The organism is Rhodococcus sp. 06-221-2, assembly GCF_002258365.1.
GTDB lineage: Bacteria > Actinomycetota > Actinomycetes > Mycobacteriales > Mycobacteriaceae > Rhodococcoides > Rhodococcoides fascians.
In genome coordinates, this window is the sequence record NZ_NOYJ01000029.1 from 1 (window position 1) to 25,732 (window position 25,732).

Genomic DNA, 25,732 nt, shown 5'->3' on the forward strand with positions numbered 1-25,732 from the left:
GTCCAACGCCTCGAAAAACCGCACCTTCAACCCAGCACATGCCACGATCCCCGCAACTCCCTCAAATCGAGGGTGTTGCGGGGATCGTTAGAACCCGCCAACTGCCGACCCGGGCCTTTCAGTGTCGTCGACCCACAGCTAGCGGTCGGTCCACCGCGCTGGACGCTTTTCCAGGAATGCCGCAATGCCCTCGTGGCGATCCGGAGACGACAAAGCAGGTTCTGCGATCGTGAACAGGGCATCGAACGCATCGGCTTCGGTCGCCCACGAATTTGACCGCCGCACAATCTCTTTGGTTGCCCGCACCGCGCTCGGCCCGTTCGCCGCGATCGTGCGCGCCAGAACCATCGCGTCATCGAGCGCTTCCCCAGGTTGCGCGATCGAACTGACCACTCCCCATTGGTGCATCTGCGACGCAGAGATCTTCTCGCCGGTCAGCGCCAATTCCATCGCTCGATGGTACGGAATCCGCACGGGCATCCGGATCAGACCCCCGCCCACTGCAACCAGGTTTCGACGCACTTCCGGCAATCCGAAAACGGCATCGTCGGCCGCCACGATAAGATCGCACGCGAGAGCGAGTTCCAGTCCGCCGGCCAGAGCAAAGCCCTCGACCGCAGCGATCACGGGCTTCGCAATCGACGTTCGGGTGAAATGGTTCTGCGCTTGCTGTCGCGAGCTGTACATCGGCTCACCGTCTTTGGCGGCCTTGAGGTCGCGTCCCGAACAGAACGACCCACCGGCCCCGGTGAGGATCACGACCAGAACGGACGGGTCGGTGTCACACCTGCGCAGCGCCGCGTCGAGTTCCGTGCGCAACTCCAGATTCAGGGCATTCTTCGCCTCGGGCCGGTTCAAGGTCACCACTGCGACATCGCCTTCCACTCGGCTCAGTACTACCTCGTTCGTCACGATCGCTCCCCTCGTGGTCGGTGGTCGGGTTGACGCCTCGGCACGCTCTCGGATGCACTCATAGCGCGAAGGAGTATCCGCCATTGACGGGAATCGTCTGACCGGTTACCCAGGACGAAGCATCGGAGGCGAGCATGAGAACCATGTTCGCCGCGTCGTCCACCTCGCCGGGACGACGAATGATGTAGCGGCTCATCATCTTTTTGACCGCGGCCTCGTTCTCCATACCCTTCTCCGTTCGAGGTGTTCGGGTAGCGGCGAGAGATACGCAATTCGCGGTGATGCCGAACCTTCCGAGGCTGGCGGCCAGCGAGCGCGTGAAGCCTGCCGTACCGGCTTTACCGGCGGCGTACGTTTCCCTACCCGGCTCCCCGAATCGAGCCGCGTCGGAGATCATGTTCACGATTCGGCCGTACCCGTGCTCGATCATCGCCGGAGCCACCGCATGGCACACGTTCAGCGGTCCGTACAGGTTGGTCCCCAGGTAGCCGTGCCACTCCGTGGGCGTCTGCTCCCAGAACGGACGCGTCATCTCGTCTGTCGGGTTGGGACCGGCGTTGCCGGCATTGTTGACGAGGATGTCGATGCTGCCGAACATCTGAAGCGACTGTGCAACTGCGTCATTGACCGATTCCAAATTCGACACGTCGCCGGCGATGGCCAACGCTTTCGCCCCCGCCGCCTCGACCTCCGCGGCAACGGCCTCCGCACGGTCGAGTCGGTAGTCGTTGATGACCACAGCTCCGGCCCCATGCTCCGCGAAATGCAGCGCTATCCGACGGCCGACGCCCTGCCCTGCACCGGTGACGAATGCGGTACGCCCCTTCAAAGCCAAAAGATCAGACATGTCAACTCCTTGTTTGCTGGACGGTCAGCAAGTATTCTAGATGGCGTAGGTCACAGATGTACAGAGGCGATCCGTCACAGGAAAGGTTTCGACATGGATTTCGAGCCGAACGAAGAACAGCGCCAATTGCTGCGCAGCATCAGAGGTTTCATGCAATCGGAGGTCGAACCTCTCATCGCCGAGCACGAGCGGTCCAAGACCTTCCCCCATGACCTGTTGCCGCGCCTTGCGCAGTTCGGTTACCTCGGTGGCTGGCTGCCGGAAAGCCTCGGAGGCATGGGGATCGACCACATCACCTGGGCGATGATGATGGAGGAACTCGGGTACACGTGGCCATCGCTGCGCACCATGGTCAACATCACCAATGCTCCGATGGAGAAACTCGCTCGGACCGGTTCCGACGAGCTCAAGGCCCGATATCTGACACCGCTGTTTGCCGGAGAAGCAAAGATCTTCAACGGTCTCACCGAGCCGGATGTCGGTTCGGACGTGTCCAGTGTTCGCTTCCGTGCCGACCTCGACGGAGACCACTGGGTCCTCAGTGGTACCAAGATGTGGATCACCGGAGGAGCCTTCGCAGATTGGGGAACGGTCGTCGCCCGTACGTTCAGCCCGACGTGCGACGGTGCCCTGTCACTGTTCCTGGTCGACAGAAGAGAATCGCCGTACGAGGTCAGGGCTATCGACACCATGGTGTTGCATTCGACCGGGACGGCCGAGTTGACCTTCGACAACGTGCGTATTCCGCGTGGGAACCTCATCGGCACGGAGGGTGACGCCCTCCGATCGACGTTGGCCGGACTCGCCGGGGCCCGTATCAACATCGCCATGGGTGCTGTCGGTGCCGCACAGAAGGCATACGATCTTTCGGTCGAATATGTCAAGGGGCGCAAGCAATTCGGGAAGAGCATCGCGTCGTTTCAGCTGGTGCAGCAACACATCGTGCAGATGCGAATGAAGATCGACGCGGCCCGGTCACTGTCGTACATGGCAGCAGCAGCGATGGACAACGGAAGACCGGCCACACTCGAGGCGTCGTTGGCCAAGCTGTATGCGAGCGAAGTAGCCCACGAAGTGGCGAGTGCGGCTATGCAGGTTCACGGGGCGATCGGCTATTCCACCGAATACCCGATCGAGCGAATCTTTCGGGACACCCGAGGAAGCAGCATCCCGGAAGGTACCACCGAAATTCAGACACTCATCGCCGGTCGAGAAATTCTCGGCATCTCGGCTCTTCGTTGAAGGACGTTCTGCTTTCATGACAACCAGTGATCTCACCCGCCTGTTCAACCCGAAGTCGATCGTTGTGGTCGGCGCATCGGAGAAGTCCGGCAGCATCGGCAACTGGGTGGTGAAGAACCTCCTCGAACATTCCGACTTCGAAGGCGCGCTGTACCTGGTGAACCCGAAGAAGAACGTGATCGACGGGATCACCGCGCTTCCCGACGTCGCATCGCTACCCGAGCCCGTCGACGTAGCCATCGTTGCGGTTCCTGCCTCGCACGTAATAGCTGCACTGCAAGAATGCGGCACCAAGAATGTCTCGTTCGCCCTGGTGTTGACCTCGGGCTTCGCAGAGACAGGAGATACCGGGATCGCGGATCAGCAGAAGATCAGCGACATCGCACAGCGAACCGGGATGCGAGTCATCGGCCCGAATTGCCCTGGGCTGTGCAATATTGCCGACAACATCGGAATGACCTTCTCCCCGTCCTTTCGTAACGACCGCAGTGTCGGACCGATCGGACTGGCAACCCACGGAGGAGGCCTGGGCCGAAACATGCTTCAGGCCGGAGCCAGAGGTGCAGGTGTGTCTCTGTGGGCGTCTCTGGGCAATGCCGCCGATCTCGATGTTCCTGATGTCATCGAGTATTTCGCGCACGACCCGCGCATCGCTGTAATCGCCACGTTGCTCGAAGGAATCGCCGACGGACCGGCCTTGATCCGGGCAGCGCGCATAGCCGCGGCAGCAGACAAACCTGTGGTGGCCCTGAAGGTCGGAAGATCGGAATACGGCGCAAGAGCAGTTCAGTCGCACACCGCAGCGATCGCAGGCTCTGCTGTGGTCAATTCAGCGGTACTGCGACAACTCGGCGTGATCGAGGTCGACGACACGGACGAGCTCATGGACGTCGGCTGGCTCCTGTCGAGGGCACAGCCCGCCCCGTCGACTCGGGTAGCGATCTGGGGCGCGTCGGGCGGTGCCTTATCTTTGTGTGCCGATCACGTGGGACAAGCGGGCCTGACACTCGCACAGCTCCAGGAAGATACCGTCCAGAGACTGTCCGCCATCCTTCCCAGCTTCGCCTCCACAGCGAACCCGGTGGACATCACCGCTGCTGCCATCGCCGATTCGTCGATCGAACAGAAGAGCTTGGAGATTCTCGCCGAAGACCCTGGAGTCGACGTGATTCTGGCTCCCCTGGCGCTGGACTACGGCGAGCGCACCGCAGGGACATCGCTCAGTCTTGCGGCAGTGCAGAAGCTGGTCACCGTTCCAATAGTTCCGATCTGGATGAGCGACGTGCACGGCAAGGGGTACGACATCCTTGCCGAAGCCGGGTTCTGCAGCCCGCGGGGGCTGTCCAAGGGGGTCCTCGCAGTCGCGCGATGGGCCGAATACGGGCGCTGGCGCGACGGACAGAGCACCTCTCCTACCCCGGCTCCCTTCGCAGTCCAACCCGCGCGAGACGAACTCGATCTGCCGCGCTCGGTCGCGACCGAGCCCGAAGCCAAAGCGTGGCTCGCCGAGCACGGGGTCACCGTTCCCCGGGGGTTCACCGTGCACGACGACAAGGGCGTTCACACTGCGATGAGCGGACTCCGTGCGCCCGTCGTCGCCAAGGTGGTGAGCACCGACCTCGCCCACAAAACAGACGTCGGCGGTGTCGTCGTCGGCCTACAGGACGCCGAGTCCGCCTGTCGGGCAAGACAGGACATCCTCGCCGCAGTCGCGGCCAAGGCTCCGGGAGCATCGGTTCGGGGCATACTCATCGAGGAGATGATGACCGGCGATTCGGTGGAAATGATCGTCGGCGTGCACCGCGACCCTGTCTTCGGTCACCTCATCACAGTGGGTGCCGGCGGTGTATTCGTCGAATTGCTGAACGACACTGCGCGCCATCTTCTTCCTCTGGATCGCAGCACGGCATTGAAGTTGATCGAGTCTCTGCGGATGTATCCGATTCTGGCCGGCATGCGTGGCGGCGCAACCTACGACATCGACGCGCTCGCCGACTTGTTGGTCTCGGTCTCCGACTGCGTGAGTGCGCATCGAAGCAGCATCGAAGAGGTCGACCTCAATCCTGTAATAGTGCGACCTGCCGGTTCGTCGGGGCCGGGATCCGTCGCACTGGACGCCCTCGTGGTGACCACGACCATGTCGAAAAGCCCGGCATGACAATGCCTCTGGAGGGCGTTGTCGTCGTCGACTTCACCGAGCTGCTTCCGGGTCCCTTCCTGACTCAGGCCCTGGTGGACATGGGGGCCAGGGTCATCAAGATCGAGCGTCCCGGCGGCGACAACGCCCGGCACCTCGGTGCGGGAGCGTTCGCGGCTGTCAACCGCGGCAAGGAGCTACGGACTCTCGATCTGAAGACCGACGCCGACGTCGAGGCTGCGTGGACATTGTTGCGAGACGCAGACATCATGATCGAGGGCTACCGCCCCGGAGTGATGGCGAAGCTGGGTCTCGGACCTGATGCCGTTCGGGCGCAGTTGCCGCACATGGTCTATCTGTCACTGTCGGGATACGGGCAACTGGGTCCGCTTGCGCAGACCCCCGGACACGACATCGACTACGCCGCCCGATCCGGAGTACTCGCCCTGGCCGGCGAAGCAGGACACGACCCCGTCTGGGGCCCCGGCGTTCCGGTGGGTGACCTCGCGGCAGCAACGTACGGCGTTGGATCCGTGCTCGCCGGCCTCGTCGCACGGCAGAGAACCGGGCAAGGATGCTTCATCGATCTCGCTATCCGAGACTGCCTGGCTCACTGGCTGAATCCTCGACTGGGTGCCTTTGCGGGAGGAGCGGTGGAGAGTGTCACCGAGCAACGCGTGGCCGCCCTGGAGCGGCCCGCGTACGGAGTATTCCGCTGCAGCGACGACGCTCTGATCACAGTGGCCGCTATCGAGGACCACTTCTGGAGTCGACTGGTGCAAAGCCTCGACTTGGACGACTGGGCAGGACCCCGATACGCCACGTTCTCGGGCCGTTCCCTGTGCGTCGACGAGATCAACAGCGCTCTTGCACAACGTCTCTCGACCATACCGAGTTTCGACGCGCTGCAGCTGTTGACGAGCTCCGGGGTGCCCTCGGCCCCGGTGCTCGCGCCCTACGCTGCGGTCGAGTCGGTACGAGAGAGGAGCACCTCTCTGGTGGTCGACGACCCCACAGCCGGCCCTCTCGTGCACTTCCCCGCCCTGTTCGACCATGGAACGCACACCTGAAATCTGCCTACGCGGCTATACCGTCGACAAGCCCCAGAACAGCCGTACGGGCGGCGTCGAGGTCGACGTCCTGCGGGTCGACGAGAAACTGCAGAGCCGCTCCCCGGAGTACACCCTCGAGGACCACGGCGTAACCGACCGGATCGACACTGTCTCGGATCGTTCCGTCTCGCTGGCCTCTGGCGAGCAGTTCGCCGAATTCCGAACGCATCACCGCAAAACTTTCTCGCACCGAACGCCTGATCTCCGGCGCTTCACTGATCGACTCGGTCGCCAACACCAACATCGCCTGTGCGGGAAGCGGATTGACTGCCAGTCTGCCCAAGTACGAACTCAACACATTACGCAAAGCATCGATGCCGGTTACGTCGTCGCCGATCAATCGTTCCGTATCAGCGTGATAGCGGTCCTGCACCGCGTGAATCACGCTCTCCATCAAGGTCGACTTGGTTCCGAAGTGGTACCCGATGAGCCCCCGACTCACGCCGGCCTCCTGCTGGATGCGTGTAAAGGTCGCGTTCCGAAATCCCTCGTTGACGAGGATCGACAGGGTCGCATCGATCAACGCGGACCGAGCATTCGAACTGCGTTCTTCCTGAGTCATCGAGCGTTTACCGTTGTCTTTGCTTCGCGCGTCTGTGGTTGCCATCTCCAACAATCCTAAGGTCGTTCCAGCCTCGCCCCGAGCCTGCCATGGATTCGCGTCGGCTACGTGCTCTCACGCAATGCAGTTACTACATCCGCCATCGACGTCGCCGAAACCGGGGTGCACGGATACAGCGCCACTCGATTCCACACGCCGTCGACGCGCTCGCGGAGAGCATGTGCAAGCTCGCGCTCGGCGGCAACGACGCCGATAGTGGTCAACACCTCGTCGTCGATCAGCGCTGTCATCACGTCCCAGCGTCGCGAGTCGTCGGTCTTGGAGAGGCGGTGCAGCTCCTCTCCGAGTGCTTCCCAGCCGTGCAGTGCCAAAACCGGTCGATATGCCGGCGTGCTGCCGTGAAAAGCGATCTGACGGCGCAACGCGTGGACGGAAGCCTCGAACGTTTCGTCGGACGATCCGGTGGCAATGAGGATTCCGCCGCTGACTTCGTACGGCTCGTCGGCGCGGATACTTGCGCGCCGAGCCTCGAAGGCCCTGGGCAGCAACACCTCCGACAGGTATCGACGAGTCGTGAACGGATGAACCAGCAGTCCGTCACCGACTCGGCCGGCCACGCGTGTCATTGCCGGTCCGACCGCAGCCACCGAAATCTTTGGGGAACCGAAGGGCATCTCACGTCGGAACGTCAAGTTCATCAACGTGTGCCGATAGAACTCACCGCGAAAATCGAGCGCGTCACCGGTTTCCCAACAACGCCAGATTGCACGAACGGCGTCTACGAATTCCTCCATGCGCTGTGCGGGACGGCTCCAGGGCATACCGAAGCGACGTTCGATATGCGGCCTGATCTGACTGCCCAGACCCAGGACGAACCGTCCTCGAGACAGGGACGCCAGGTCCGCCGCCGAAATTGCCGTGCTCATAGGGTTGCGCGCGAACGCCACCACTACCGCACTGGTCAGCCTGATCTGTGATGTTGCCGTGGACGCGACCGTGAGTTGCACCAGCGGATCGTGGCGTGCCTCGATGGCTTGAAGTCCCGCGTAGGGCCCCTGTTCGGCCGATGTGCATACCGACGAGAGCTCATCGAGATCGACCAGATCACCGAGGCGGAAGTCCACTGGTATACCCATCGCTCGATCTTGTCATTTTACTTGCTGTCTGTACAGCAAGTTGCTAACTTGGTGTTGCGCGACGGTCTTCGTCGAGAAACGGATTGCACCTCGATCTGGTTTCGGTTGCACGTGCACATTCGCTCTTTACCAACACTTCAATGCATTTCCTCGCTCAGAGAGAAGACTACGAATGCAAACAGATGCACAGCCCCTGTCGGGAATGAAATGTCGTCTTTGCGGAACGATCTGCTTGCCAGTTCAGACCTTCGGATGTGAGCGATGCGGCAGCGTCTCCCCTGATTTCATGCCTACGACTCTGTCCGGAAACGGACAGGTACGTTCCGCGGTGACAGTCAGCGAACATCCGAACAAATCTCTGTCGACCCCGCTCGCCATCGGAACGGTGGTTCTGGACGAGGGAATCGCAGTGCGGTCTCGACTCGAACCGGGATGCAGCGCGGGCGATCGCGTCGAAGCACGTGAGGCAGACGGCGCATTGGTCTTCTACAAGACGGAGGGCGAACTGTGAGTCGCGAGAACATGAGCACGTTGCGCCCAGTGTACGTCGTCGGGATCGGTCTGCATCCGTACCAGCGAAAGTCGGATACGAGCTTCGTCGATCTCGGCCTCACCGCAGTCCGTGCGGCACTTGCCGATTCCGGGGTGCCGTGGAACTCGGTCGAAGCGGCCTATACCGGGACGACGCGGATCGGAATGGCCGTGTCTCGACCCATCCTTCGCCATCTCGGAGTCACCGGAATTCCGATGACGCAGGTGGAGAACGCGTCTGCGTCCGGTTCCTCGGCATTCCGATGTGCCATTCGCGATGTCGCGGCCGGCTTCGCAGATGTGGTTCTGGCAGCGGGGGTCGACAAGGTCGGCGCGAGCGTGCGGGCGGAAAGTCTGACGGGTGTAACTCCCTACGACGATGGGATCCTCACTCCGCCGGTGCATTACGCACTTCTTGCGGCGGAATATCTCAGCACTCGCCGCGCCGACGTTTCCGACTTGGCCCGAGTCGCAGTGAAGAACCACAACAACGCGGCCAAGAACCCCTTCGCGCAACGGCGAACGGAACGAACGCTCGACGAGATACTCGACGATCGCCCTATTGCCGGCGCACTGACACGGTTGCAATGCTGCCCCGTCGGTGAAGGTGCCTCCGCCGTGATCGTCGTATCCGAGGATGCGATCGATCGCCTCGAACTGGACAGGAGCAGAGCAGTCCGAGTTCTGTCGAGCGCTCAGCGATCGGAGGAGCTCTACGGCACGAAGAGCCATGACGTCGAATTAACACGTGTGACCACTGCGGAGGCTCTCGCCGAGGCCGGCATCGGCACGGAGGACCTGGACGTTGTCGAACTGCACGATGCGTTCACGATCGAGGAACTCCAATACGTCGAGGCGATGGGTATCTGCGCAGAGGGCGAGGCTCCTGGCCGCCTGCGCGATGGTGAATTCGATATCGGTGGCAGAGTCGCAATCAGCCCTTCCGGCGGGCTCCTGGGTATGGGCCATCCCGTCGGACCCACCGGCGTCGGACAGATCGTCGAAATCACGCGACAGCTGCGCGGCGAGGCAGGAGAACGCCAGCAACCGTCGGCACGATATGGACTTGCCCACTTGGTTGGAATCGGCGCAGTCAGTATCGCCCACGTCCTGAGTGCACCCCAATAAGACCACATTCGACAGCAGCGATCCCACGCATGTGCAGCAACCTGAGATCACAGACAGCCTGACTCCCGGCTTCAACCGCGCAGGGCATCCAGAGTGCTCACGAACAACGCCAGTTCCTCCTCGGCCAGGCTCTTCAGCGGACTGACGGACGTCAGCGCCTGGCCGAGGCGTCCTCGTGCGCGCGCTCCGTCATCGGTCAATCCGACGAATTTGCGCCTCCCGTCGACCGGGTCGGGGGTCCGTTCGACGAAACCGCGGGCTTCCAATTGCTTGACGACGAATGTGGCATTGGAGGCATTGCATCCCAGTTGTGCGGCAACCTCGGACATCGTCAGGTCGGTTCGATCCGGGTGAACTTTCCAGAGTGCATGCGCCGTAACGAGTGTCAGGCCCTCCCGCGTGGCATACGGCAGAAAATCGTCGTTGATCCGAAGCGCAAGTTCTTGCAAGCGCAGGGTCGCCTCGAGAATGTCCACATCAGCAGACTAGCACTCCTTCAAGTCTTGAAGTACCTTGATAGTTCAAGACTTGAAGGAGATGCGGATGTTGAAACTGGATCGACTCGACGGGCGCACGGTCGCCGTCACAGGCGCTACGTCGGGAATCGGATATTTCGTTGCCGAACGGCTGGCGGGCCTGGGTGCCGAGGTGATCGTGGTGGCCCGATCTCCGGAACGAGGACGACATGCAATCGGCCTTCTACCCCACTCCGATCGCCACCGGTTCCTGGAGATGGACCTGACGGACATCGACTCTGTCCGTCGGGCGGGGGAAGAGTTGAGCAACACCGCACAACTCGATGGTCTGATCATGAATGCAGGCTTGGTTGCTGCACCCGCGTCGTTCGAGAGTGGTCCCTTCGGCGTAGAGCTGACTGTGGGCACGAATGCGCTCGCACATGTGGAACTACTCCGTCTCGCCCTTCCATCCTTGGAACGGGCACCGGGTGCCCGAGTCGTGAGCATCGGAAGCATGCTGACGCAGCGCATTTCGTTCGATCCGAACAACTGGCTGTCACAGCAGTCCTATCGCCCACGTGCGGCGTACGCCATGTCAAAACACGCGACGGAGATTCTGGGTTTCGAGCTGTCCCGCAGACTTCGGAGCCGGCATTCTTCGGTCGCGTCGATCGTTGCCCATCCAGGCGGAGCAATCGACGCATTGACCGCTGATCGGCCGGGGATCCACACTCGACCTGTCGTTTTCCGAGCAGCTGCCCGGGTCCTCGGGCCCGCATTCACGTCCGTGGTGCAGGGCAAGGACTCGGCTGCCGAATCAGCGGTAGCGGCAATCGCAGCTCGCGATCTACCGCTCGGGCAGGTCTACCTCGGTCCGCGAAGGAATGCCTCGGGCCCACCGGTGATCACCGAACCCGTTCGTACAAGCCGTGATCCGGAATTGGGCGCATTCCTCTGGAACGAAACCGAACGCATCATCGGTGCCTCCATCGTCGCGTGACGTGCCCCGATACTGTCCCCACGATGATCAGCTCCCCAGATTCGAATATTGGCTTCCGATCGGCGTCGGATATCCGAAAACAAAGAGCTGATGCGTGGTGCACACTGCCGCGAATCATGTTGTAAGCCTGACTCGATCCCGAGCATGGCATCCGATTGCCAAGAGATTCGTGTCGTCGACATCCCACCACGCACACCCCATTGCGGATGCAAAAGCACCGTCCGTAAATGCGCGCGGCGTCCTCAGGTCGATCGAGACTGAAGTTTGTCGAGCAGCACAGCCACGACCAGAACGGTGCCAGTAACAACCCCCTGCCAAAATGCGGAAACTCCCATCAAACCGAGTCCGTTTTGCAGGACGGCAATGAGAAGCACTCCTACTACTGTCCCGAAGACTCCACCCAGGCCGCCGTAGAAACTGGTTCCCCCGAGTAGAACGGCGGCACCGGCAGTCAAAGCCAAACTCGCACCAGCGGTCGGTGACGCTGATGCGAGTCGACTTGCATCCACCATGCCCGCCACCGAAGCGAAAAGTCCGCCGAGACCGTACACGCACACGTATACCCAAGAGACGTTGATACCCGCCAATCGTGCGGCTTCCGGGTTACCGCCCACCGCATAGACGGCGCGCCCGAACGACGTGAAGCGGAGCAAGTAGCCACTCAACACCAGGACCGCGAGGCTCAGGACAACCGGCACGGGAATGGTCATGATAGTGCCGTTTCCGAGCGCGTATAGAAGGCTCCCCTCCTCGATGGGTATCGTGTTGGTCTTACCGTTCGTCACAACGTTCAGCGCACCGGTGAAAAGGGACGTGGTGCCGAGAGTGACAACGAAGAAGTTGAGGCGAATACGTCCGATCAGCACTCCGTTCACCGCTCCACCCAGCAGAATTCCCGTAAGACCGCCCAGCACAAGAGCTATCACCTCCGGTAGTCCGGACTCCAGGGCGCGGTACGCGACATACCCGGCCGCGGCGTAGATTGCTCCAACGGAAAGATCGAAACCTGCAGACAATACTACGAACGTAAGACCAATAGCCGTAATCATCAACGCGCTATTGCCGGACAGCACATTCAGGATGTTTGCTTTCGTGAAGAAGAACTCCTGCGTTACCGATAGGTAGACGACCATGATGAGAAGCGCGGCCAATGCTACACCGAACCCGCGGAAGTTCTTCAGTACAGCACCCGCCGACGTCGACATCCCCGGACGTTCCGCACGGTCGGGCGTAGGCATCTCCGCGTCGGACGAATCTTTTGGCGCGGCAACGGTTGGTTCAGACATTAATAACTCCTGCGGCGAGTTCAGCAATTGTCAATTCATCGAGCTGATCGGATGGGCGGTCGGCGACAATCCGGCCACGAAACATCACCAGTACGCGATCGCACACACCGAGCAGCTCGTTGTTTTCGGAAGAACTGATGAGAACAGCCACGCCCTGCGACGCGAGCTCCCTCAGAAGCCGATAGATCTCGGACTTGGCACCTACATCCACACCTCGCGTGGGCTCGTCCATCAGCAAGACTTTGGGCGCGCTCGACAGCCATCGGCCTATGACCACTTTTTGCTGATTGCCACCCGACAGGCTTCCCGCAAGCAGACTCATGTCAGCTGGTCGAACCTGCAGTTCTTGCATGGCGCTGGAAGCAGCGACGCGCTGACTTCCTCTGTTGATGGGCAGGAGATTCAGCCTGTTGTTTGCAATGAGACTCAAGTTGTGGAACACGCTTGCGCCCGGAACGAGCCCTTCGCCTTTACGGTCGCCGGTGACGAACGCCAGGTCCCGCTGGATGGACCGACGAGGTGTCCGACGGGTGTAGGCCTTCCCCTCAACCGTCACATCTCCTGTACCTGCATCGGCACCGAAGATGGACCGGACGACCTCGACTCGACCACAACCCACCAAACCCGCAAGTCCGACGACTTCCCCGGGCCGAATGTCGAAACCAACGTCCTCGACGCGGTCAGGAGCCGACAGGTGACGGACCGATAGGGCCGGTTTGTCCGATGGGAATCGAGTCTTGGCAATTTCTCGATGGAAGTAGTCTGTGAGAGGCCTGCCGACCATCAATCGAGTAATTGTGCCTTCATCGGCTTCGGCCAGGTCCATCGTCTTCACCAGCGCGCCGTCACGTAGCACGGTGACGCGGTCTGCCACGGGTTCGATATCTTGAAGCCGCTGAGAGATGAATGCGATGGCCAAACCGAAACTCTTCATTTTACGAATGATGTCGAACAGCGATTCCGTCAATTCCGCAGTGAGCGAACTCGTAGGTTCGTCGAAAATGACAACCGAAGACTTCGACGCAATGGCCCGGGCAATCGCGACGACCTGACGATCACCCGGACCAAGAGTGCCTACTATTCGATCGGACCGTATCCCGGAACCTAGCTCGCCCAAGGCCTCGGTCGCGCTCCGGTGAGCTTTGGTCCAATCGATTCGGAATCGCGAGCCGGGCAAATTCCCCAACGCAATGTTCTCCGCGACTGTCAGGCTTTCCACAACGGGCACCTCCTGCGCAACCATTGCGATGCCGGCCCGGGATGCCTGAAGTGGGTTGGCGAACTTCACCGGCTCACCCCGTAGCAGCACATGACCGCTGCTGGCAGTGACTTCACCGTAGGCAATCTTCATCAGGGTGGACTTACCGGACCCGTTCTCGCCCAACAATGCGTGCGCTTCTCCAGCGCGGATCTCGAAGTCGACTCCCTTCAGGGCATGAGTTCGGCCAAAGCGTTTGTGGACGGACTGCATCTGCAAGAGCGGTGGTTCCATGCGTGTCTCCTGGGGAATCATTCCAATGCGCGTTCGAGACTAGTTGGCAAGTCTTACAACGTCTTCCGGGCAACCGCCGCCTTGTGCACAGGTGATTTCACCCGACTCGATCTGTGCCGCCGCGTCGGCCCACGGCAAACGATTGCCAGCGTTACCCGCGGTATAGAGCTCGGTTGGGCTTTCCACGAACGCAGGCACTTCCTGTCCGTTCAGAACGGCACGCGAGATCGACTCGAGTATCAGTCCGGTGCGCCACGGGACCAGGTCGATCGTCGCGCTGAGACGACCGTCCTCGACTGCCTTGATCCCATCCTCGTCGCCGTTCTGGCCCACGATCACCACATCGTCGAGACCGGCCGCCTTGACTGCAACAGCAGCTCCGATCGCGGCCGCATCGTTGTAAGCCATGATTCCCTGAATATCGTTCTGGTACTTCGTGAGAGCAGTCGCGACCACCTTCTGGCCGCCGGCGATATCATCGGTAGGGTCGTCGACACGGCCGAGCCAGTCGATGGCGCTGCCCTCTGTCGTGTTCTTCTCGTACTGTGACATCATCGTCTCGAGGATGGGAACCGGCACACCAAGGCCAACTCCCAGTACATTTCCCTTGCCGCCCAGTTTATCTTTGACAAAATCGGACAGCAGTTTGGAACCGCGATAGCTGCCGCCGGTATCTACATTCGACGTGAGGACTCCTGGATCGGACTCTGGCGATTCCAGACCGGCCCAACCGACAACTTTGATGCCCGCGGCGTTCGCCCTTTGAAGAGCCGGCTTCAGCGAATTTGCGTCCAACGGATAGACGACAATCAGGTCGACCTGTTGTGCTATGAGCTGGTCTACGTCCGTTACCTGCTTCGCGGGATCCAGTTGCGCATCGAGGGCCTTCACCGCGATGCCGTCCCGGGCAGCAGCCGAAGTGAACGTATCTTGAGTCATCTTCAGAATTGGCTGGGCACCCTGCGGATTCGAGATTCCCACGGTGAATTTCGAGTCTCCCTCGGGGCCAGGATTGGACGCGCAGGCACCCAAGACCAACGCTGCGGTGAGGACGATCGGCACGATCGTGGCTACAGAGCGGCGGGTTGTTTTCGTCAATTGGTTCCTCCAAAGAGCCGTAACGTTTTCCGGTGGTATGCGAGTCACTCTGAGCGAAAAAACTGCGGTCGAGGTGTGACGAGTACAACATGTGTCCGTGACCGGTTTATGGCGAAGTTTCGCTGAACGAAACAACCCGGAACAGGGTCTTGGATCGACCGCATGACGATGCCAGGTGGATCTGCAGCCGCGATTCGTTCCAATCCGTCGATGGATTAGTCGAACCTGCAGACCAAGCCTTTATCCGAGGCCGGCACACCGACCTTTCGCATCTTTGCGACCATGACGGGCCGAAGAACGGAGGACGACAGTGGATACCGCGCCCCGACACGACGGCAGAACAGCGAACACCCCCTCTGTGCGACTACGCCGAGGGCGCATTTTGCTCGGCAGACTTCTCGGGTACTGCCGCCTCGTCGATGGGCAGTCATCGGGCGTCCTGGTGCCGCTCGCTGTGGAGCTGGCGACACAAGCAGCTTTACGGCCGCGAGCCTCACCCGGCGTCTTGTGAGAGCGGTGTGCTCGTCGGCAGACCCCGTTTGCACACAACGACACCGAGGTGAATTCGATGACCGTAGAGCCATGTGCGCGCTGCGTTACAGCCCAACGGGAAGGCCGCAACGACCCACGTGACCCTGTTCGTTGGACGCACCTGCTCGAAGAGAAGTCGTGCTCCGGGACTACGAACAACACGTCCCCGTCACGACGTGGGACAGTACAAAAGCAGGTCTATCGCCGAAATCCTGTGACTGCGCACGGAAATTGACCACGCCGTAGTTCTTGTCGGGACATCGACTCCAACCTAGGCTTCGGCTTCGGCTTCGGCTTCGTATACGGTACGTCCAGCGAAGACCGTGCGAAGCACTTGTGTCCCGCCGATCGAGCTGGTCGGGATGTCGAACAAGTTGCGGTCGAGCACGATGAAGTCGGCATCCTTGCCGACTTCGATGGTGCCACGGTGCTCGCTCCGTCCCACTGCATGGGCCCCATTTATCGTCATCGCCGCCAACCCCCTCGCGAGGTCGATCGACTGTTCTCCGTGTTCGATGGCACCCTGCAGCGCTGGAAATAGATTCGGCGAGGCGGCGATACTCCAGTCTGTGCCGAAGGTCATCTCTGCTCCAGCTCGTGCCACCGAGTCGAATTCGTACAGGTGACTGACCCCGTGCTCCGGAAGATGCCATACGGCGGGCGACATCTCGGCACCCACTCGTAGCGCCGCGAAACGCTCGAAATCGTCTTTGTGGACCAGGCAGCAGTGCGCCAATTCATGCCGGGGTCCATCAGGTCCATTGACGGAACGAGCATGTTCCACGGCGTCGAGCGCTCGCCGGATGGCTCCTTCGCCGCCGCAATGCACCTTGACCATCAGTCCCGCAGCGTCGAACCGCACCATGGCAGCATTCATTTCATCCTGCGGGATCAGTAGGTTCTCCTCATCGACAGTGCCATCGTCGTGAATGCACGATTGAGTCCAGTAAGGCGGAATCGGTGACCCGTCGAGCCAGAACTTCACGAAGCGGGTGTCGACGTGGTTCGACGCGAAATCTTCGTGATGATCGATCATATGATCGAGGACATCAAGCCCGGCCATTCCGAAGGACTCTTCCCGCCAAACAAGATGCGCTGCCACGTGAAGCTGCAGTTCGTCGGCGGAGTCGAGCTGGCTCATCACCCTGAGCAGCTGCTCCGTTGACGAGGCATCCTGTACAGAGGTCACCCCGTACCTGTGGTTCAGATCGCGGGCGTAGCGAATTGCTTGCGACATGACACTGTCTGCATGTGTGCCAAGCGCACGAAACACCGGCCAACGGGCCTGTTCGTAAAGCTCACCCGTCAACCGACCCGTTGCATCTCTGATGACTTCACCGTTTTCGGTATCCGGTGTTCCGTCGTCGATGCCCGCAAGCCTCAGCGCACAGGAATTGACCAACACATTGTGCGCCGATCTGTCGTGGAGAACAACGGGCTCGTCCGGGAATTCGCGATCAAGGAAGGCACGGTCAGGGCCCTTGTCACCGAACGAATCAGGCCAATACCGTCCACCGATCAGCCACCGGTTACCCTGACGATCAACAGGTCTCGGCCCGTTCCAGCTGCGAAGGGCGTCCAAAATTTCGGCCTCTCCCGCGCCGTGCGGCAGCGCTACTTCCCAGCGATTCAGACCACTGACCAAGTGGGTATGGGCATCATGAATTCCCGGCATGACCATACGTCCACCCAAGTCGATGACCTCGTATGCCTCGGAGATTTCCTCCGCCAGTGAAGCCGAGTCACCGACAGCCGATATCTTGCCCTCGCTTTCGAGAATAACCGAAGCCCAAGATGCGGGTGACTGCCCCGTGTATACGGCCGCATTCACGTAAGCCTTCTGCATAAAAACTTCTCCCGTTCATTTCGTTCATGGCAGTCGGGTGTCGATTCGCAGTTGTGCACAGCTAGGGCTCATGACGTACAAATCCAACCGTCTCGCCCGAATTACGCTTTACCACTTCGTTATTCGATCGCGTTCACTCGCACATTTCACGAACCATACCGCTGCCACGTTGCACGCCTGGCACGAAATACTGGCCCGATTGTTTCGGTGAGCGAACCGATCGACTTATTCGCCAGACGGTCCGATCAGTGAACTCTCTCGCTTGACGCCGGTGACGACGAGCGCACTATGTACCTATGACTGCACTCGTGACCGAAGTTGCTTACGCCGATACAGTGCTACGGGGTGGCCCCGTGCTCGATCTGTCCGATTGGAAGCCGGGCGATCGCGTAACTCAGCCTTGGCGGGGAGAACGGCCTCGCGCAATTGCGATCAGGCAAGGCAATATCGTCGCGCTCGGAACCGCCGCGGAAGATCTGATCGGGCCAGATACGCAGGTCGTCGAACTGAACGGCAATACTGTGATTCCCGGAATCAATGACGGTCACCTGCACTTCACGGCCTACTCGGTCACAAGCCACACCTATGTAAAACTGGGTACCGACATCTTTACCAATGTCGATCAGCTGGCCGGCTTCCTGACCGCGGACCGGATCGATGAAAGCGGCTGGATTCGCGGGCACGGCTGGGACGCCCTCACCCTCGGCCGTAAGCTGACTGCGTCCGACATCGACAGCGTCCTTACGGTCAACGGCATCGCCGGCACCCCCGTCGTACTTTTCGACTGGAGCGGTCATTCGCTCACGGCGAATAGCATTGCTCTCTCGCTCGCAGGTATCACCGCCGACACACCCGACCCGGCCGGCGGTGTCATCGAACGCGACGCTGACGGGAACCCGGAAGGGTTTCTCACCGACTCAGCGATTTCATTGTTGATCGCAGTGGTTCCACCAGTGCCGAGAGAACAGCTACTCGATGCCTACCGCGCGGGCCAGGCCGATCTGCACGCACTCGGAATCACGGCCCTTACCGAACCTGGTCTCGGTCCTGGCCATCGGGCACTGTTGGACGGATCGGGTTCGGTCGAGGCATTGGACGCGCTGGCCGACCTTGCCGAGGCCGGTGACTTGACTATGCGAATTTCAGTACTGGTCCTGCCCAATGGAACAGGTGGAGCCAACGCCGCAGACGTGAAATTTCACCTGGACGCGGGTCTCGCCCATCGCTACGAGGACCGCGACGTCGACCCACGAAGGTTGACGATCGCCGGCGTCAAGGTTTTCGCGGACGGCACACCGCAGAACGGCACCACTTGGCACAAAGACCCCGTTCACGAGCAGAACCCTCCAGGGCATCACTGCGGACACATGGTAATAACCGGCGACACCGATGTCGACAAGGTCGCAGAGCTGCGCGAGATCATCAAGATCGTCGACGAGGCCGGACTTCAAGTCGCCATTCACGCAATCGGCGATCAAACAGTCGAAACCGTTATCGACACCATCGCCGAAATTGCTCCGAACAGCCCGTTGCGGCACTACCTCATTCATACCACCGAGTTGTACCCCAGCGGATGGGAAACGCTGGCTGCCAATGGAATTGGTGCGTGCTTCAATCCTGTGATCATGGGCACCTTCGTGCGATTTCTTGCCAAAGATCGAATTTTGCGTACGGAGCCGATCAAATCGACCCTTCACGCCGGCGTTCGTCCGGGGATTACCTCGGACGCTCCAGTGGTACCGCCCGACTGGCGCCCCGCAGTTGTCAATGCTGTGACACGTGCCCATTGCTGGGAAGGCCCTGTGCCGGCAGAGGACCACGAAGGCATAACCACCGTGGACGCCCTTGCGCTGTTGACCGGCGGTGCAGCCATCCGAGACCGTGCGGAACTGTGGCGCGGGACGCTGGCTGTCGGGCAACGCGCCGACTTGGCAGTGCTCGAGGGTGAATGGCCGAGTGATGAGGACGTCGAATCGCTGCTCGACCGTAGAATATTACGCACCTTGATCGATGGCGAAACTGTCTACACTGCTTGACAATAGAGCCCGGGGTTGTCGAAGTTGAGGCCAGCGCTCAACCCGGCATGAACTCGGCGGGACGGGCCATGGCCGGATGCTGGTTCGCCCCGTCGGGCATGACGTGTCCGACGGGGCGCCTCCGAGACTCTGCACTCGGCGTGATCGGCCTAACGAGGTCCTCGAGTCGTTGCTTGCCTGCTGCTCAGCCGGCGGCGAGAGCCTCTGCTTCGGCAACCAATGTTGTTGCTATCCAGAACGCGTCGTAGTTGTGCACCACCGCCGGCTCGCCGTAGGGCTCGTCCAGTTGCTCGGGCTGCGGCAATCGGCGGTTGATGATGAATGGGATTTGCAGTTCACCCAGCGCTCCATGCGAGCGGAGCGGTGCGTCCAATCCGCTGAGATCGTGCCAGTCAGCGTATCGACCCACCGCTGTCCCGGCTTCGGCGAGCAGAATGATGTCTCCGATCCGGTCCGCCGGCTGGTGGTAGATCTCCACAGCTTCATCTCGGGTGTGGACTGCCTGCACCCCGTCCAATTTCCGCAGTTGTTCGATGACAAAATTCCTGTCCGCGTCGGCCGGCAGGTAGATGCTGGCGAACGAACCGAGTGCCCCGTGGTGCACCGTGTACGGGTCGGTGATCGGGAGGATCACGCGAATGCCCTCTGCGCCCTCGCTATTGGCATCTGTCGGAGCGACTCCGAGAATGCGACGCACCTCGTCCTCTACATAGACCACACGCGTGACACCGTCGGCGTCGGTCTTTGCACTCATTCCGTGGTCGGCAGTCAGCACGACAACTGCTCCCAACGCGTCGAGTCGCGCTGCATAGGAATCGATCATCGCGTAGAAGGCGTTTGCGACGTCGGTCCCGGGGGCGTGCTTGTGCTGGATGTAGTCGGTCAACGTCAGATACATCAGGTCCGCACCACGGGATTCGAGGATCTCGACTCCGGCGGCGAGCGCGAATTCCGAGAGGTCCGCCGAATACACCTGCGGCAAGGGCTTTCCGACCAGTTCGAGGACGTCGTCGATTCCATTGTCGGCGATAGTTGCCTGATCGGCCTTCTCCGCCGAGAAGCAGATGCCGGTCCGGGACGGCATTTCGAATGTCCCGCTGCCGTTCATGCTTGGTCCCTCTTCGACGAGCCCGGCACCGAGCAGGCGTCGTAGCTTGTCTTTCGCGGTGACCACCACGACGTCGAGGCCGGCGTCGTTGGCTGCTGCGAAGACGGTGGGTGCCCGGAGAAACCGCTTGTCATTCATGAGTACTTCTTCGCCGGTCGCGGTGTCGTAGATGTAGTTGCCGCTGATTCCGTGCACCTTGGGGGGATGTCCGGTGGCGATGGAGATGTTGTTCGGGTTGGTCAACGCCGGCATAGCGCAGTGCGCGGGCCACGAACTCGACTCACCATCGAGGATGTTGCTCAGCCACGGCATCAGTCCGGCCTTCATCGCCTCGACGTGATAGTCGGGCTCACTGCCGTCGATGCAGATCACCACCACCGGCGCCTCCGGCAGGACGTAGGTACGGGAATTGACGCTGAACGTACGGGACTTCATGGTGTAACTCCTTGTTGTGAATGTGTCGTGGTGGGAATGCCGTCGGCGACGAGAGCGAGGAAATGCTCTTCGGCTCGGCTCAGGTGGCGGTCGTTACGATGTATCAGAGAGACCGGCCGGGGCGATGGCAGCGGGTCCAGGTTCAGCTCGGCAATCCTGTTCGACGCCAACGCATCTTGGCATGCCACTCGCGGCAGGAAGGACATACCCAAACCTTCCGCCACTGCGGATACGATCGCACCGGTACTCGCCAGAGTCCATGTGCGAACAAGTGGGATTTTCCAACTTTCCAGCAGCGATTCCTGGAATCGCCTTGTTGCAGATCCCTCTTCACGCAAGAGGACAACCGAGCCCCGCAGGGTTCGAGAATCACCCGACAACCCTGCCAACGGGTGCGCACGGGAGACGATGACTGTTTGTTCCTCCGGCGCGAGTGGCACGACGGTGAGCAAAGGGCTGTCCACCTCGTCGGCGAGAATTGCCACTCCGACATCACCGTCGAACACTTTGCGTAGCAATGTGGTCGAGTTCTCCACCCGCAGATCGAGAGTGACCTCCGGGTAGGCAGCTGTGAATTTTCGCAACGTAGCGGGAAGGAAAGAGCCCTCGGTGGTTGTCGTCGTCGCCCCTACGACGAGGGCCCCGGTCAACGGCCGCAGGCTCATCTTGGCCAAATCGTCCACAGCCTCGTCGGCGACAACGATCAGGCGACGGGCGTGTGCGAGCAGGACGTTGCCTGCCTCGGTCGGCGCGAAGTGCCGGCCGGTTCGTTCGATGAGCAGTGATCCCACTTCGACTTCGAGCTGCCGCAGCTGTGTCGACGCCGTGGATTGGGTGATGCCCAGAGCGCGCGCCCCAGCGGATACGCTGCCGGCATCCACGATGCCCACGTACACTCGTAGCCGTTGCAGACTGGTGAGCGTCATCGTGCCGAGGGGACAGGTTGTGGATCCGGCACGAGTGCCGTGGTGTCGAAATCCTTTGTCACCTTGTTTGATTCGAGCACGAAGCCCGGCTGGTGTCCGGCCATGATCGCGTGCACCTTGTCCGGCTCGATTTCACCCTGCCAGCGGGCGACGACGATGCCCGCCACCGCATTGCCGAGCGAATTCACCACCGCGCGGCACTCGGACATGAACCTGTCGACCCCGAACACCAGCATGACACCGGCCACCGGTATCAGGTTCGTCGCGGAAACACTGGTGGTGAGCATGACGAATCCCCCGCCGGTGACCCCCGCAGTTCCCTTGGAGGCCAACAGCATCACCAAGAGCAGGATTACCTGTTGGCCCAACGAAAGGTCGATGCCGAGTGCTTGAGCTATGAATACCGTCGTCAAAGTCAGGTAGATACACGTGCCGTCGAGGTTGAAGGAGTATCCGGCGGTGACACTGATGCCTGCCGTGCCTTTCGTGACGCCGATATTTTCCAGTTTGCGCACGATCCCCGGCAACGCGACCTCCGACGACGACGCACCGAGAGCGAGCAGAACCTCGTCTTTGAAGTAACGCAGCACTCGCCACGGCCGCAAGCCGACCAGCATGAGGATGCCGCCCAGGACGACGACGACAAACACCAGGGACGTGGCATAGAACGTCGCAATCAGTTTGGCCAGCGCACCCAACGAAGCGGCACCGAAATTTCCTGCGGTGAAGGCCATGGCCCCGAATACACCGACCGGTGCCGCCCACACCACGATTCTGACGACCTGAAAAAGCGCCTCGCTCAGCCGTTCCACACCGCGAGCGATGTCACGTCCGCGCTCCCCCATCAGCTGGAGGCTGATGCCGAAGAGAATTGCGAAGAACAGAATCGGGAGGATGGCACCGTCTGCCAAACTGGCAATGATGTTGGACGGGATGATCTGAAGGATGTAGTCGTACCAGGAGAGGTCCTGGCCGGCGGCGATGCCGTCCGCGACCTTGTCGGTCACTTCGAGCGAGTCGACTTCCGTGTTCAGGCCCGCGCCCGGTTCGATCATATTGACGGCAAGGAGGCCGAGGCCGAGTGCGATCGAGGTGACAACTTCGAAGTAGAGAAGCGACCGCAGAGCGACCTTTCCGACCGAACCGAGATTCGCGACCGCGCCGATGCCTGCGACGACCATGCACAGCACCAATGGTGCGAGCGTCATCGTCAGAAGGCTGACGAAGGCGTCGCCCAGTGGTTTGAGGGCTTTGCCGGTCGTGGGCCAGAGGAGGCCGACCGAGGTGCCGAGGGCCATGGCGATCAGAACCCAGATGTACAGATGTCGGTACCACGGGGTTCGTCGCGCTGCGACCACAACCCGTTCCGCGCTCGATGGATATGACATGGCCAGTCCTCCTCGTGGCGATTCGGTACCGCCTGTGACCATGGTCCGAACCGAATCGGGCACACCAGTGAACGAACAATGGCCGGAGCGTGAACGGGGCAACCAATCTTACCGACGACCCGATGGGCCCCTATCGCCGAACTGGATGGCCGAGGACTTCGACCCCTTCGGTATCGAATCGATCGGTAGTGGCCGAAGCTCTGTAGCGACGAAACTGACTCTGGCACAGCGGCGGACGTGACCACGTGGTCCCACCGACTCCCCTGACCCCGGCCACATCAGGACGTAGACTCCCCTTCATGACGCGTCCCGAACCATTCGTTTCGACGACTCTTGCTGCGGCGCTGGATGACCTGAGAACACGACTTCGCGCAACACGGTGGCCGGACAGTCCTGCCGATGCTGGGTGGTCACTCGGTGTCGACGTCGGTTACCTTCGTGAACTCGTCGAATACTGGGCCGACGAATTCGACTGGGGAGTGCAGGAGTCTGCCCTGTCGAAGCATCCTCGATTCCGGGTCGACGTCGGCGATCTGGGCATCCACTTCGTGCACGCGCGGGCAGTGGCACCTGTGGGCCCGGTTCTTCCCGTGGTGCTCAGCCATGGATGGCCGGACTCGTTCTGGCGCTACTCGAAAGTGGTGTCGCTACTGACCGATCCGGGCGCACACGGTGCCGACCCCGCCGATGCATTCGACGTCATCGTGCCCGACATGCCAGGTTACGGCTATTCGGATACACCGGCAGGCACCCCTTTGAATTCGATTGCGGTTGCCGGTCTTTGGGCCGAGCTGATGCACATTCTGGGGTACACCCGTTATGGGGCTGCCGGAGGCGACATCGGAAGCGCCGTGAGCCGCTACCTGGCACTCGATCACCCCGACTCTGTCGTGGCCGTCCACCGTATGGATGCGGGACTGCCCGTGTTCACCGGCGACCGCGCCGAACTGTCACCGCAGGAGCAGGACTTTCTCGACAGGTCCGCCGCGTGGGGCAGTACAGAGGGTGCATACGCTGCGATGCACCGCACGAAACCGCAGACCGCTGCCGTCGGGTTGACCGACTCCCCGGCCGGGTTGGCCGCATGGATCGTCGAGAAGCTGCGAGGGTGGACCGACGGCGACGGTGACATCGAGCGCAATTTCACCAAGGACGAGATCCTCATGAACGTCACCCTCTACTGGCTCACCGAGACCATCGGCTCGTCGATGCGTATGTACAACGCCAACGCGTCCATTCCCTCGGAGCAGCACGCCCGCCGCGTCGAGGTGCCGTCGGGGTTCTCGTTCTTTTCGGGTGACCTCTTCACGAATCCGCCCCGCGCGTGGCTCGACCGCGTCGCGAATGTCGTTCGTGTAAGAGAACTTCCGCGCGGTGGGCACTTCGCTCCGTTCGTGGAGCCCGAGCTGTACGCTCGAGAACTACGCGAGTTCTTCCGACCGTATCGCGCAGCCCTTGCGTAGAGCGCCCCAACACACCTGAATTCCTCTGCGCCCATCACCTGATTCCCGAAGCGCTACCGGGGTTCGTCGAGTTCCAGGGCCAATTCCATGCACCGCAGGCGTGCAGGAGAGAAGTCGTACGGCATCATCCGGACGGCCTCGGTGAGGCTCGTCGACCCGCACGCCGGACCGGCGTCGGCGGGAGCGGGGTGCGACTCGTCCCAGGCGTCGAACCGGGCGTCGTCGGCCTGCGCCAGGCCGGAGCTCTCGATGACCGCATGGAGGGCGGTCTCGAAGGCGTGCCGTTCGGCCGCGACCTCCGCCACGCGGGGGTCGTCGACGGAGACCGAGTCGTCGAGCGCCCCTTCAGCGGCGTCGACTCGGTCGGAATACTCTCGCAAGTCCAGGTGGGTGGCCAGGGCGATGACACGCGATGCCTGGACCGACGCGCCGAGCTCGCCGAAGATCCGCTCGGTCACGAGCAGGGTGTCCAGGTCGTCTTGCCGCACCGCTCCCTGGGGCAAGTCGACGAGGCGCTCACTCACCACATCGGAGAGCAGGCCCAACCTGCTCCCCCGCGCACGCATGCGCTGCACGGCGGTCCGTTGCCGCTCGAGTTCGGCCTGCCGGGCGACGATGACCCCTTCGAGCCGATCAAGGATGCGCGCGACGTCGCTGTCGGAGGTGCCGGACGCGTCGGCCAACGCGTCGCGGATATCGTCGAGGGCAATGCCGGCGTCCGCCATTCGGCGGATCCACATCAGCCGAATCATCTCGTCGTAGCCGTAGCGGCGGCGGTCGTCGCTGCCCCGCTCGGGCTCCGGCAACAGACCCATCTGGTGATAGTGGCGAATCGCTCGCGGAGTGGTGCCGACGAAGGCGGCGGCTGCCCCGATCGTGACTTGGCGCGGCGGGATGAAGGACGAGAACATGTGCGAGCCTTCCTCATTGGGCGGAATATGCTCACTGCACCACATGACCCTACGGAAGGTGCAACTCGCCACCTGATTTCGCGCGTCGGGCAACGCCGCACCGAAGTCTCACATCGCCTCCCCTCTTTGCGCAAACAGCAAACTTTC

Annotated in this window: 21 protein-coding genes; 8 read left to right on the forward strand and 13 right to left on the reverse strand. The window is 61.3% G+C overall.

All coding sequences use genetic code 11. The annotated features are described in order from the left end of the window. Positions 1-138: 138 nt before the first annotated feature. Together CH281_RS14805 and CH281_RS14810 are read right to left on the reverse strand one after the other, a co-directional pair. On the reverse strand, positions 139-912 hold the full coding sequence (locus tag CH281_RS14805) for a crotonase/enoyl-CoA hydratase family protein (protein WP_256983572.1): 774 nt from the start codon (positions 910-912) through the stop codon (positions 139-141). A gap of 58 nt (positions 913-970) precedes the next feature. Further along, the gene (locus CH281_RS14810) at positions 971-1,759 is read right to left on the reverse strand and encodes an SDR family NAD(P)-dependent oxidoreductase (protein ID WP_057473813.1); all 789 of its coding nucleotides are present in this window, start codon (positions 1,757-1,759) and stop codon (positions 971-973) included. A gap of 93 nt (positions 1,760-1,852) precedes the next feature. On the opposite strand from CH281_RS14810, the gene CH281_RS14815 reads away from it, so the two are divergent. From CH281_RS14815 to CH281_RS14825, 3 genes are read left to right on the forward strand one after another with little or no spacing between them, the layout of a single operon-like run. Further along, entirely contained in the window at positions 1,853-3,001 is a 1,149-nt protein-coding gene (locus CH281_RS14815) for an acyl-CoA dehydrogenase family protein (protein ID WP_094694652.1), read from the forward strand. Positions 3,002-3,017: 16 nt separating this feature from the next. Beyond that, on the forward strand, positions 3,018-5,159 hold the full coding sequence (locus CH281_RS14820) for an acetate--CoA ligase family protein (protein ID WP_094694654.1): 2,142 nt from the start codon (positions 3,018-3,020) through the stop codon (positions 5,157-5,159). Continuing rightward, entirely contained in the window at positions 5,156-6,208 is a 1,053-nt protein-coding gene (locus CH281_RS14825; RefSeq protein ID WP_094694656.1) for a CaiB/BaiF CoA transferase family protein, read from the forward strand. The genes CH281_RS14820 and CH281_RS14825 overlap by 4 nt, the downstream gene beginning before the upstream one ends. Positions 6,209-6,215: 7 nt before the next feature. Here CH281_RS14825 and CH281_RS14830 read toward each other — a convergent pair whose 3' ends face one another. Both CH281_RS14830 and CH281_RS14835 read right to left on the reverse strand, forming a co-directional pair. Then, entirely contained in the window at positions 6,216-6,857 is a 642-nt protein-coding gene (locus CH281_RS14830; protein WP_094694658.1) for a TetR/AcrR family transcriptional regulator, read from the reverse strand. Between the two features lie 59 nt (positions 6,858-6,916). Beyond that, positions 6,917-7,948, reverse strand: a complete 1,032-nt coding sequence (locus CH281_RS14835) for a TIGR03617 family F420-dependent LLM class oxidoreductase (RefSeq protein WP_094694660.1) — start codon at positions 7,946-7,948, stop codon at positions 6,917-6,919. Positions 7,949-8,234: 286 nt separating this feature from the next. Between CH281_RS14835 and CH281_RS14840 the strand changes: the two genes are divergently transcribed. Further along, complete coding sequence (locus CH281_RS14840; RefSeq protein WP_057473807.1) at positions 8,235-8,459, forward strand: OB-fold domain-containing protein; 225 nt, start codon at positions 8,235-8,237, stop codon at positions 8,457-8,459. Continuing rightward, the gene (locus tag CH281_RS14845) at positions 8,456-9,607 is read left to right on the forward strand and encodes a thiolase family protein (protein WP_256983575.1); all 1,152 of its coding nucleotides are present in this window, start codon (positions 8,456-8,458) and stop codon (positions 9,605-9,607) included. Before CH281_RS14840 ends, CH281_RS14845 begins: the two co-directional genes overlap by 4 nt. A 71-nt stretch (positions 9,608-9,678) precedes the next feature. Here the strand turns inward: CH281_RS14845 and CH281_RS14850 are convergent, their stop codons facing one another. Further along, a complete protein-coding gene (locus CH281_RS14850) occupies positions 9,679-10,083 on the reverse strand; it encodes a MarR family winged helix-turn-helix transcriptional regulator (protein ID WP_057473806.1) in 405 nt (134 codons plus the stop codon). Between the two features lie 67 nt (positions 10,084-10,150). On the opposite strand from CH281_RS14850, the gene CH281_RS14855 reads away from it, so the two are divergent. After that, positions 10,151-11,065 carry an SDR family NAD(P)-dependent oxidoreductase gene (locus CH281_RS14855; protein ID WP_162247535.1) on the forward strand — a complete coding sequence of 305 codons (915 nt, stop codon included), beginning with the start codon at positions 10,151-10,153 and terminating at the stop codon, positions 11,063-11,065. Positions 11,066-11,307: 242 nt separating this feature from the next. On the opposite strand, the gene CH281_RS14860 is transcribed toward CH281_RS14855, so the two are convergent. The 4 genes from CH281_RS14860 to CH281_RS14875 form a co-directional block, all read right to left on the reverse strand. After that, positions 11,308-12,351: an ABC transporter permease gene (locus CH281_RS14860; protein ID WP_094694662.1), complete on the reverse strand. Its 1,044-nt coding sequence runs from the start codon at positions 12,349-12,351 to the stop codon at positions 11,308-11,310. After that, complete coding sequence (locus CH281_RS14865; RefSeq protein ID WP_179274200.1) at positions 12,344-13,843, reverse strand: sugar ABC transporter ATP-binding protein; 1,500 nt, start codon at positions 13,841-13,843, stop codon at positions 12,344-12,346. Before CH281_RS14865 ends, CH281_RS14860 begins: the two co-directional genes overlap by 8 nt. 39 nt (positions 13,844-13,882) lie before the next feature. After that, complete coding sequence (locus CH281_RS14870) at positions 13,883-14,941, reverse strand: sugar ABC transporter substrate-binding protein (RefSeq protein ID WP_143544817.1); 1,059 nt, start codon at positions 14,939-14,941, stop codon at positions 13,883-13,885. An 802-nt stretch (positions 14,942-15,743) separates the two neighbouring features. After that, positions 15,744-17,318 (reverse strand): amidohydrolase, encoded by a 1,575-nt coding sequence (locus CH281_RS14875; protein WP_094694668.1) that lies wholly within the window; start codon positions 17,316-17,318, stop codon positions 15,744-15,746. Positions 17,319-17,614: 296 nt separating this feature from the next. On the opposite strand from CH281_RS14875, the gene CH281_RS14880 reads away from it, so the two are divergent. Then, positions 17,615-19,354, forward strand: a complete 1,740-nt coding sequence (locus tag CH281_RS14880; RefSeq protein WP_057473798.1) for an amidohydrolase — start codon at positions 17,615-17,617, stop codon at positions 19,352-19,354. A gap of 184 nt (positions 19,355-19,538) precedes the next feature. On the opposite strand, the gene phnA is transcribed toward CH281_RS14880, so the two are convergent. The 3 genes from phnA to CH281_RS14895 are packed head-to-tail and all read right to left on the reverse strand — an operon-like array spanning position 19,539 to position 23,211. Further along, entirely contained in the window at positions 19,539-20,897 is a 1,359-nt protein-coding gene (gene phnA / locus CH281_RS14885) for a phosphonoacetate hydrolase (protein WP_094694670.1), read from the reverse strand. Next, positions 20,894-21,823 (reverse strand): LysR family transcriptional regulator, encoded by a 930-nt coding sequence (locus tag CH281_RS14890; RefSeq protein WP_094694672.1) that lies wholly within the window; start codon positions 21,821-21,823, stop codon positions 20,894-20,896. Before CH281_RS14890 ends, phnA begins: the two co-directional genes overlap by 4 nt. Then, on the reverse strand, positions 21,820-23,211 hold the full coding sequence (locus CH281_RS14895) for a cation:dicarboxylate symporter family transporter (protein WP_179274201.1): 1,392 nt from the start codon (positions 23,209-23,211) through the stop codon (positions 21,820-21,822). Before CH281_RS14895 ends, CH281_RS14890 begins: the two co-directional genes overlap by 4 nt. 299 nt (positions 23,212-23,510) lie before the next feature. Between CH281_RS14895 and CH281_RS14900 the strand changes: the two genes are divergently transcribed. Beyond that, positions 23,511-24,674, forward strand: coding sequence for an epoxide hydrolase family protein (locus tag CH281_RS14900; RefSeq protein ID WP_094694677.1), 1,164 nt, complete (start codon positions 23,511-23,513; stop codon positions 24,672-24,674). A 53-nt stretch (positions 24,675-24,727) separates the two neighbouring features. Here CH281_RS14900 and CH281_RS14905 read toward each other — a convergent pair whose 3' ends face one another. Continuing rightward, a complete protein-coding gene (locus tag CH281_RS14905; RefSeq protein ID WP_032385625.1) occupies positions 24,728-25,585 on the reverse strand; it encodes a MerR family transcriptional regulator in 858 nt (285 codons plus the stop codon). Positions 25,586-25,732 lie beyond the last annotated feature (147 nt).

What these genes read in the sequence shown, in the direction of transcription:
- CH281_RS14815 (WP_094694652.1), top strand. Translation starts at nt 1,853, where the DNA reads ATGGATTTCGAGCCGAACGAAGAACAGCGCCAATTGCTGCGCAGCATC.
- CH281_RS14860 (WP_094694662.1), bottom strand. Translation starts at nt 12,351, where the DNA reads ATGTCTGAACCAACCGTTGCCGCGCCAAAAGATTCGTCCGACGCGGAG.
- CH281_RS14840 (WP_057473807.1), top strand. Translation starts at nt 8,235, where the DNA reads ATGCCTACGACTCTGTCCGGAAACGGACAGGTACGTTCCGCGGTGACA.
- CH281_RS14880 (WP_057473798.1), top strand. Translation starts at nt 17,615, where the DNA reads ATGACTGCACTCGTGACCGAAGTTGCTTACGCCGATACAGTGCTACGG.
- CH281_RS14890 (WP_094694672.1), bottom strand. Translation starts at nt 21,823, where the DNA reads ATGACGCTCACCAGTCTGCAACGGCTACGAGTGTACGTGGGCATCGTG.
- CH281_RS14855 (WP_162247535.1), top strand. Translation starts at nt 10,151, where the DNA reads ATGTTGAAACTGGATCGACTCGACGGGCGCACGGTCGCCGTCACAGGC.
- CH281_RS14830 (WP_094694658.1), bottom strand. Translation starts at nt 6,857, where the DNA reads ATGGCAACCACAGACGCGCGAAGCAAAGACAACGGTAAACGCTCGATG.
- CH281_RS14820 (WP_094694654.1), top strand. Translation starts at nt 3,018, where the DNA reads ATGACAACCAGTGATCTCACCCGCCTGTTCAACCCGAAGTCGATCGTT.
- CH281_RS14895 (WP_179274201.1), bottom strand. Translation starts at nt 23,211, where the DNA reads ATGTCATATCCATCGAGCGCGGAACGGGTTGTGGTCGCAGCGCGACGA.
- CH281_RS14825 (WP_094694656.1), top strand. Translation starts at nt 5,156, where the DNA reads ATGACAATGCCTCTGGAGGGCGTTGTCGTCGTCGACTTCACCGAGCTG.
- phnA (WP_094694670.1), bottom strand. Translation starts at nt 20,897, where the DNA reads ATGAAGTCCCGTACGTTCAGCGTCAATTCCCGTACCTACGTCCTGCCG.
- CH281_RS14905 (WP_032385625.1), bottom strand. Translation starts at nt 25,585, where the DNA reads ATGTTCTCGTCCTTCATCCCGCCGCGCCAAGTCACGATCGGGGCAGCC.
- CH281_RS14835 (WP_094694660.1), bottom strand. Translation starts at nt 7,948, where the DNA reads ATGGGTATACCAGTGGACTTCCGCCTCGGTGATCTGGTCGATCTCGAT.
- CH281_RS14865 (WP_179274200.1), bottom strand. Translation starts at nt 13,843, where the DNA reads ATGGAACCACCGCTCTTGCAGATGCAGTCCGTCCACAAACGCTTTGGC.
- CH281_RS14875 (WP_094694668.1), bottom strand. Translation starts at nt 17,318, where the DNA reads ATGCAGAAGGCTTACGTGAATGCGGCCGTATACACGGGGCAGTCACCC.
- CH281_RS14810 (WP_057473813.1), bottom strand. Translation starts at nt 1,759, where the DNA reads ATGTCTGATCTTTTGGCTTTGAAGGGGCGTACCGCATTCGTCACCGGT.
- CH281_RS14900 (WP_094694677.1), top strand. Translation starts at nt 23,511, where the DNA reads ATGACGCGTCCCGAACCATTCGTTTCGACGACTCTTGCTGCGGCGCTG.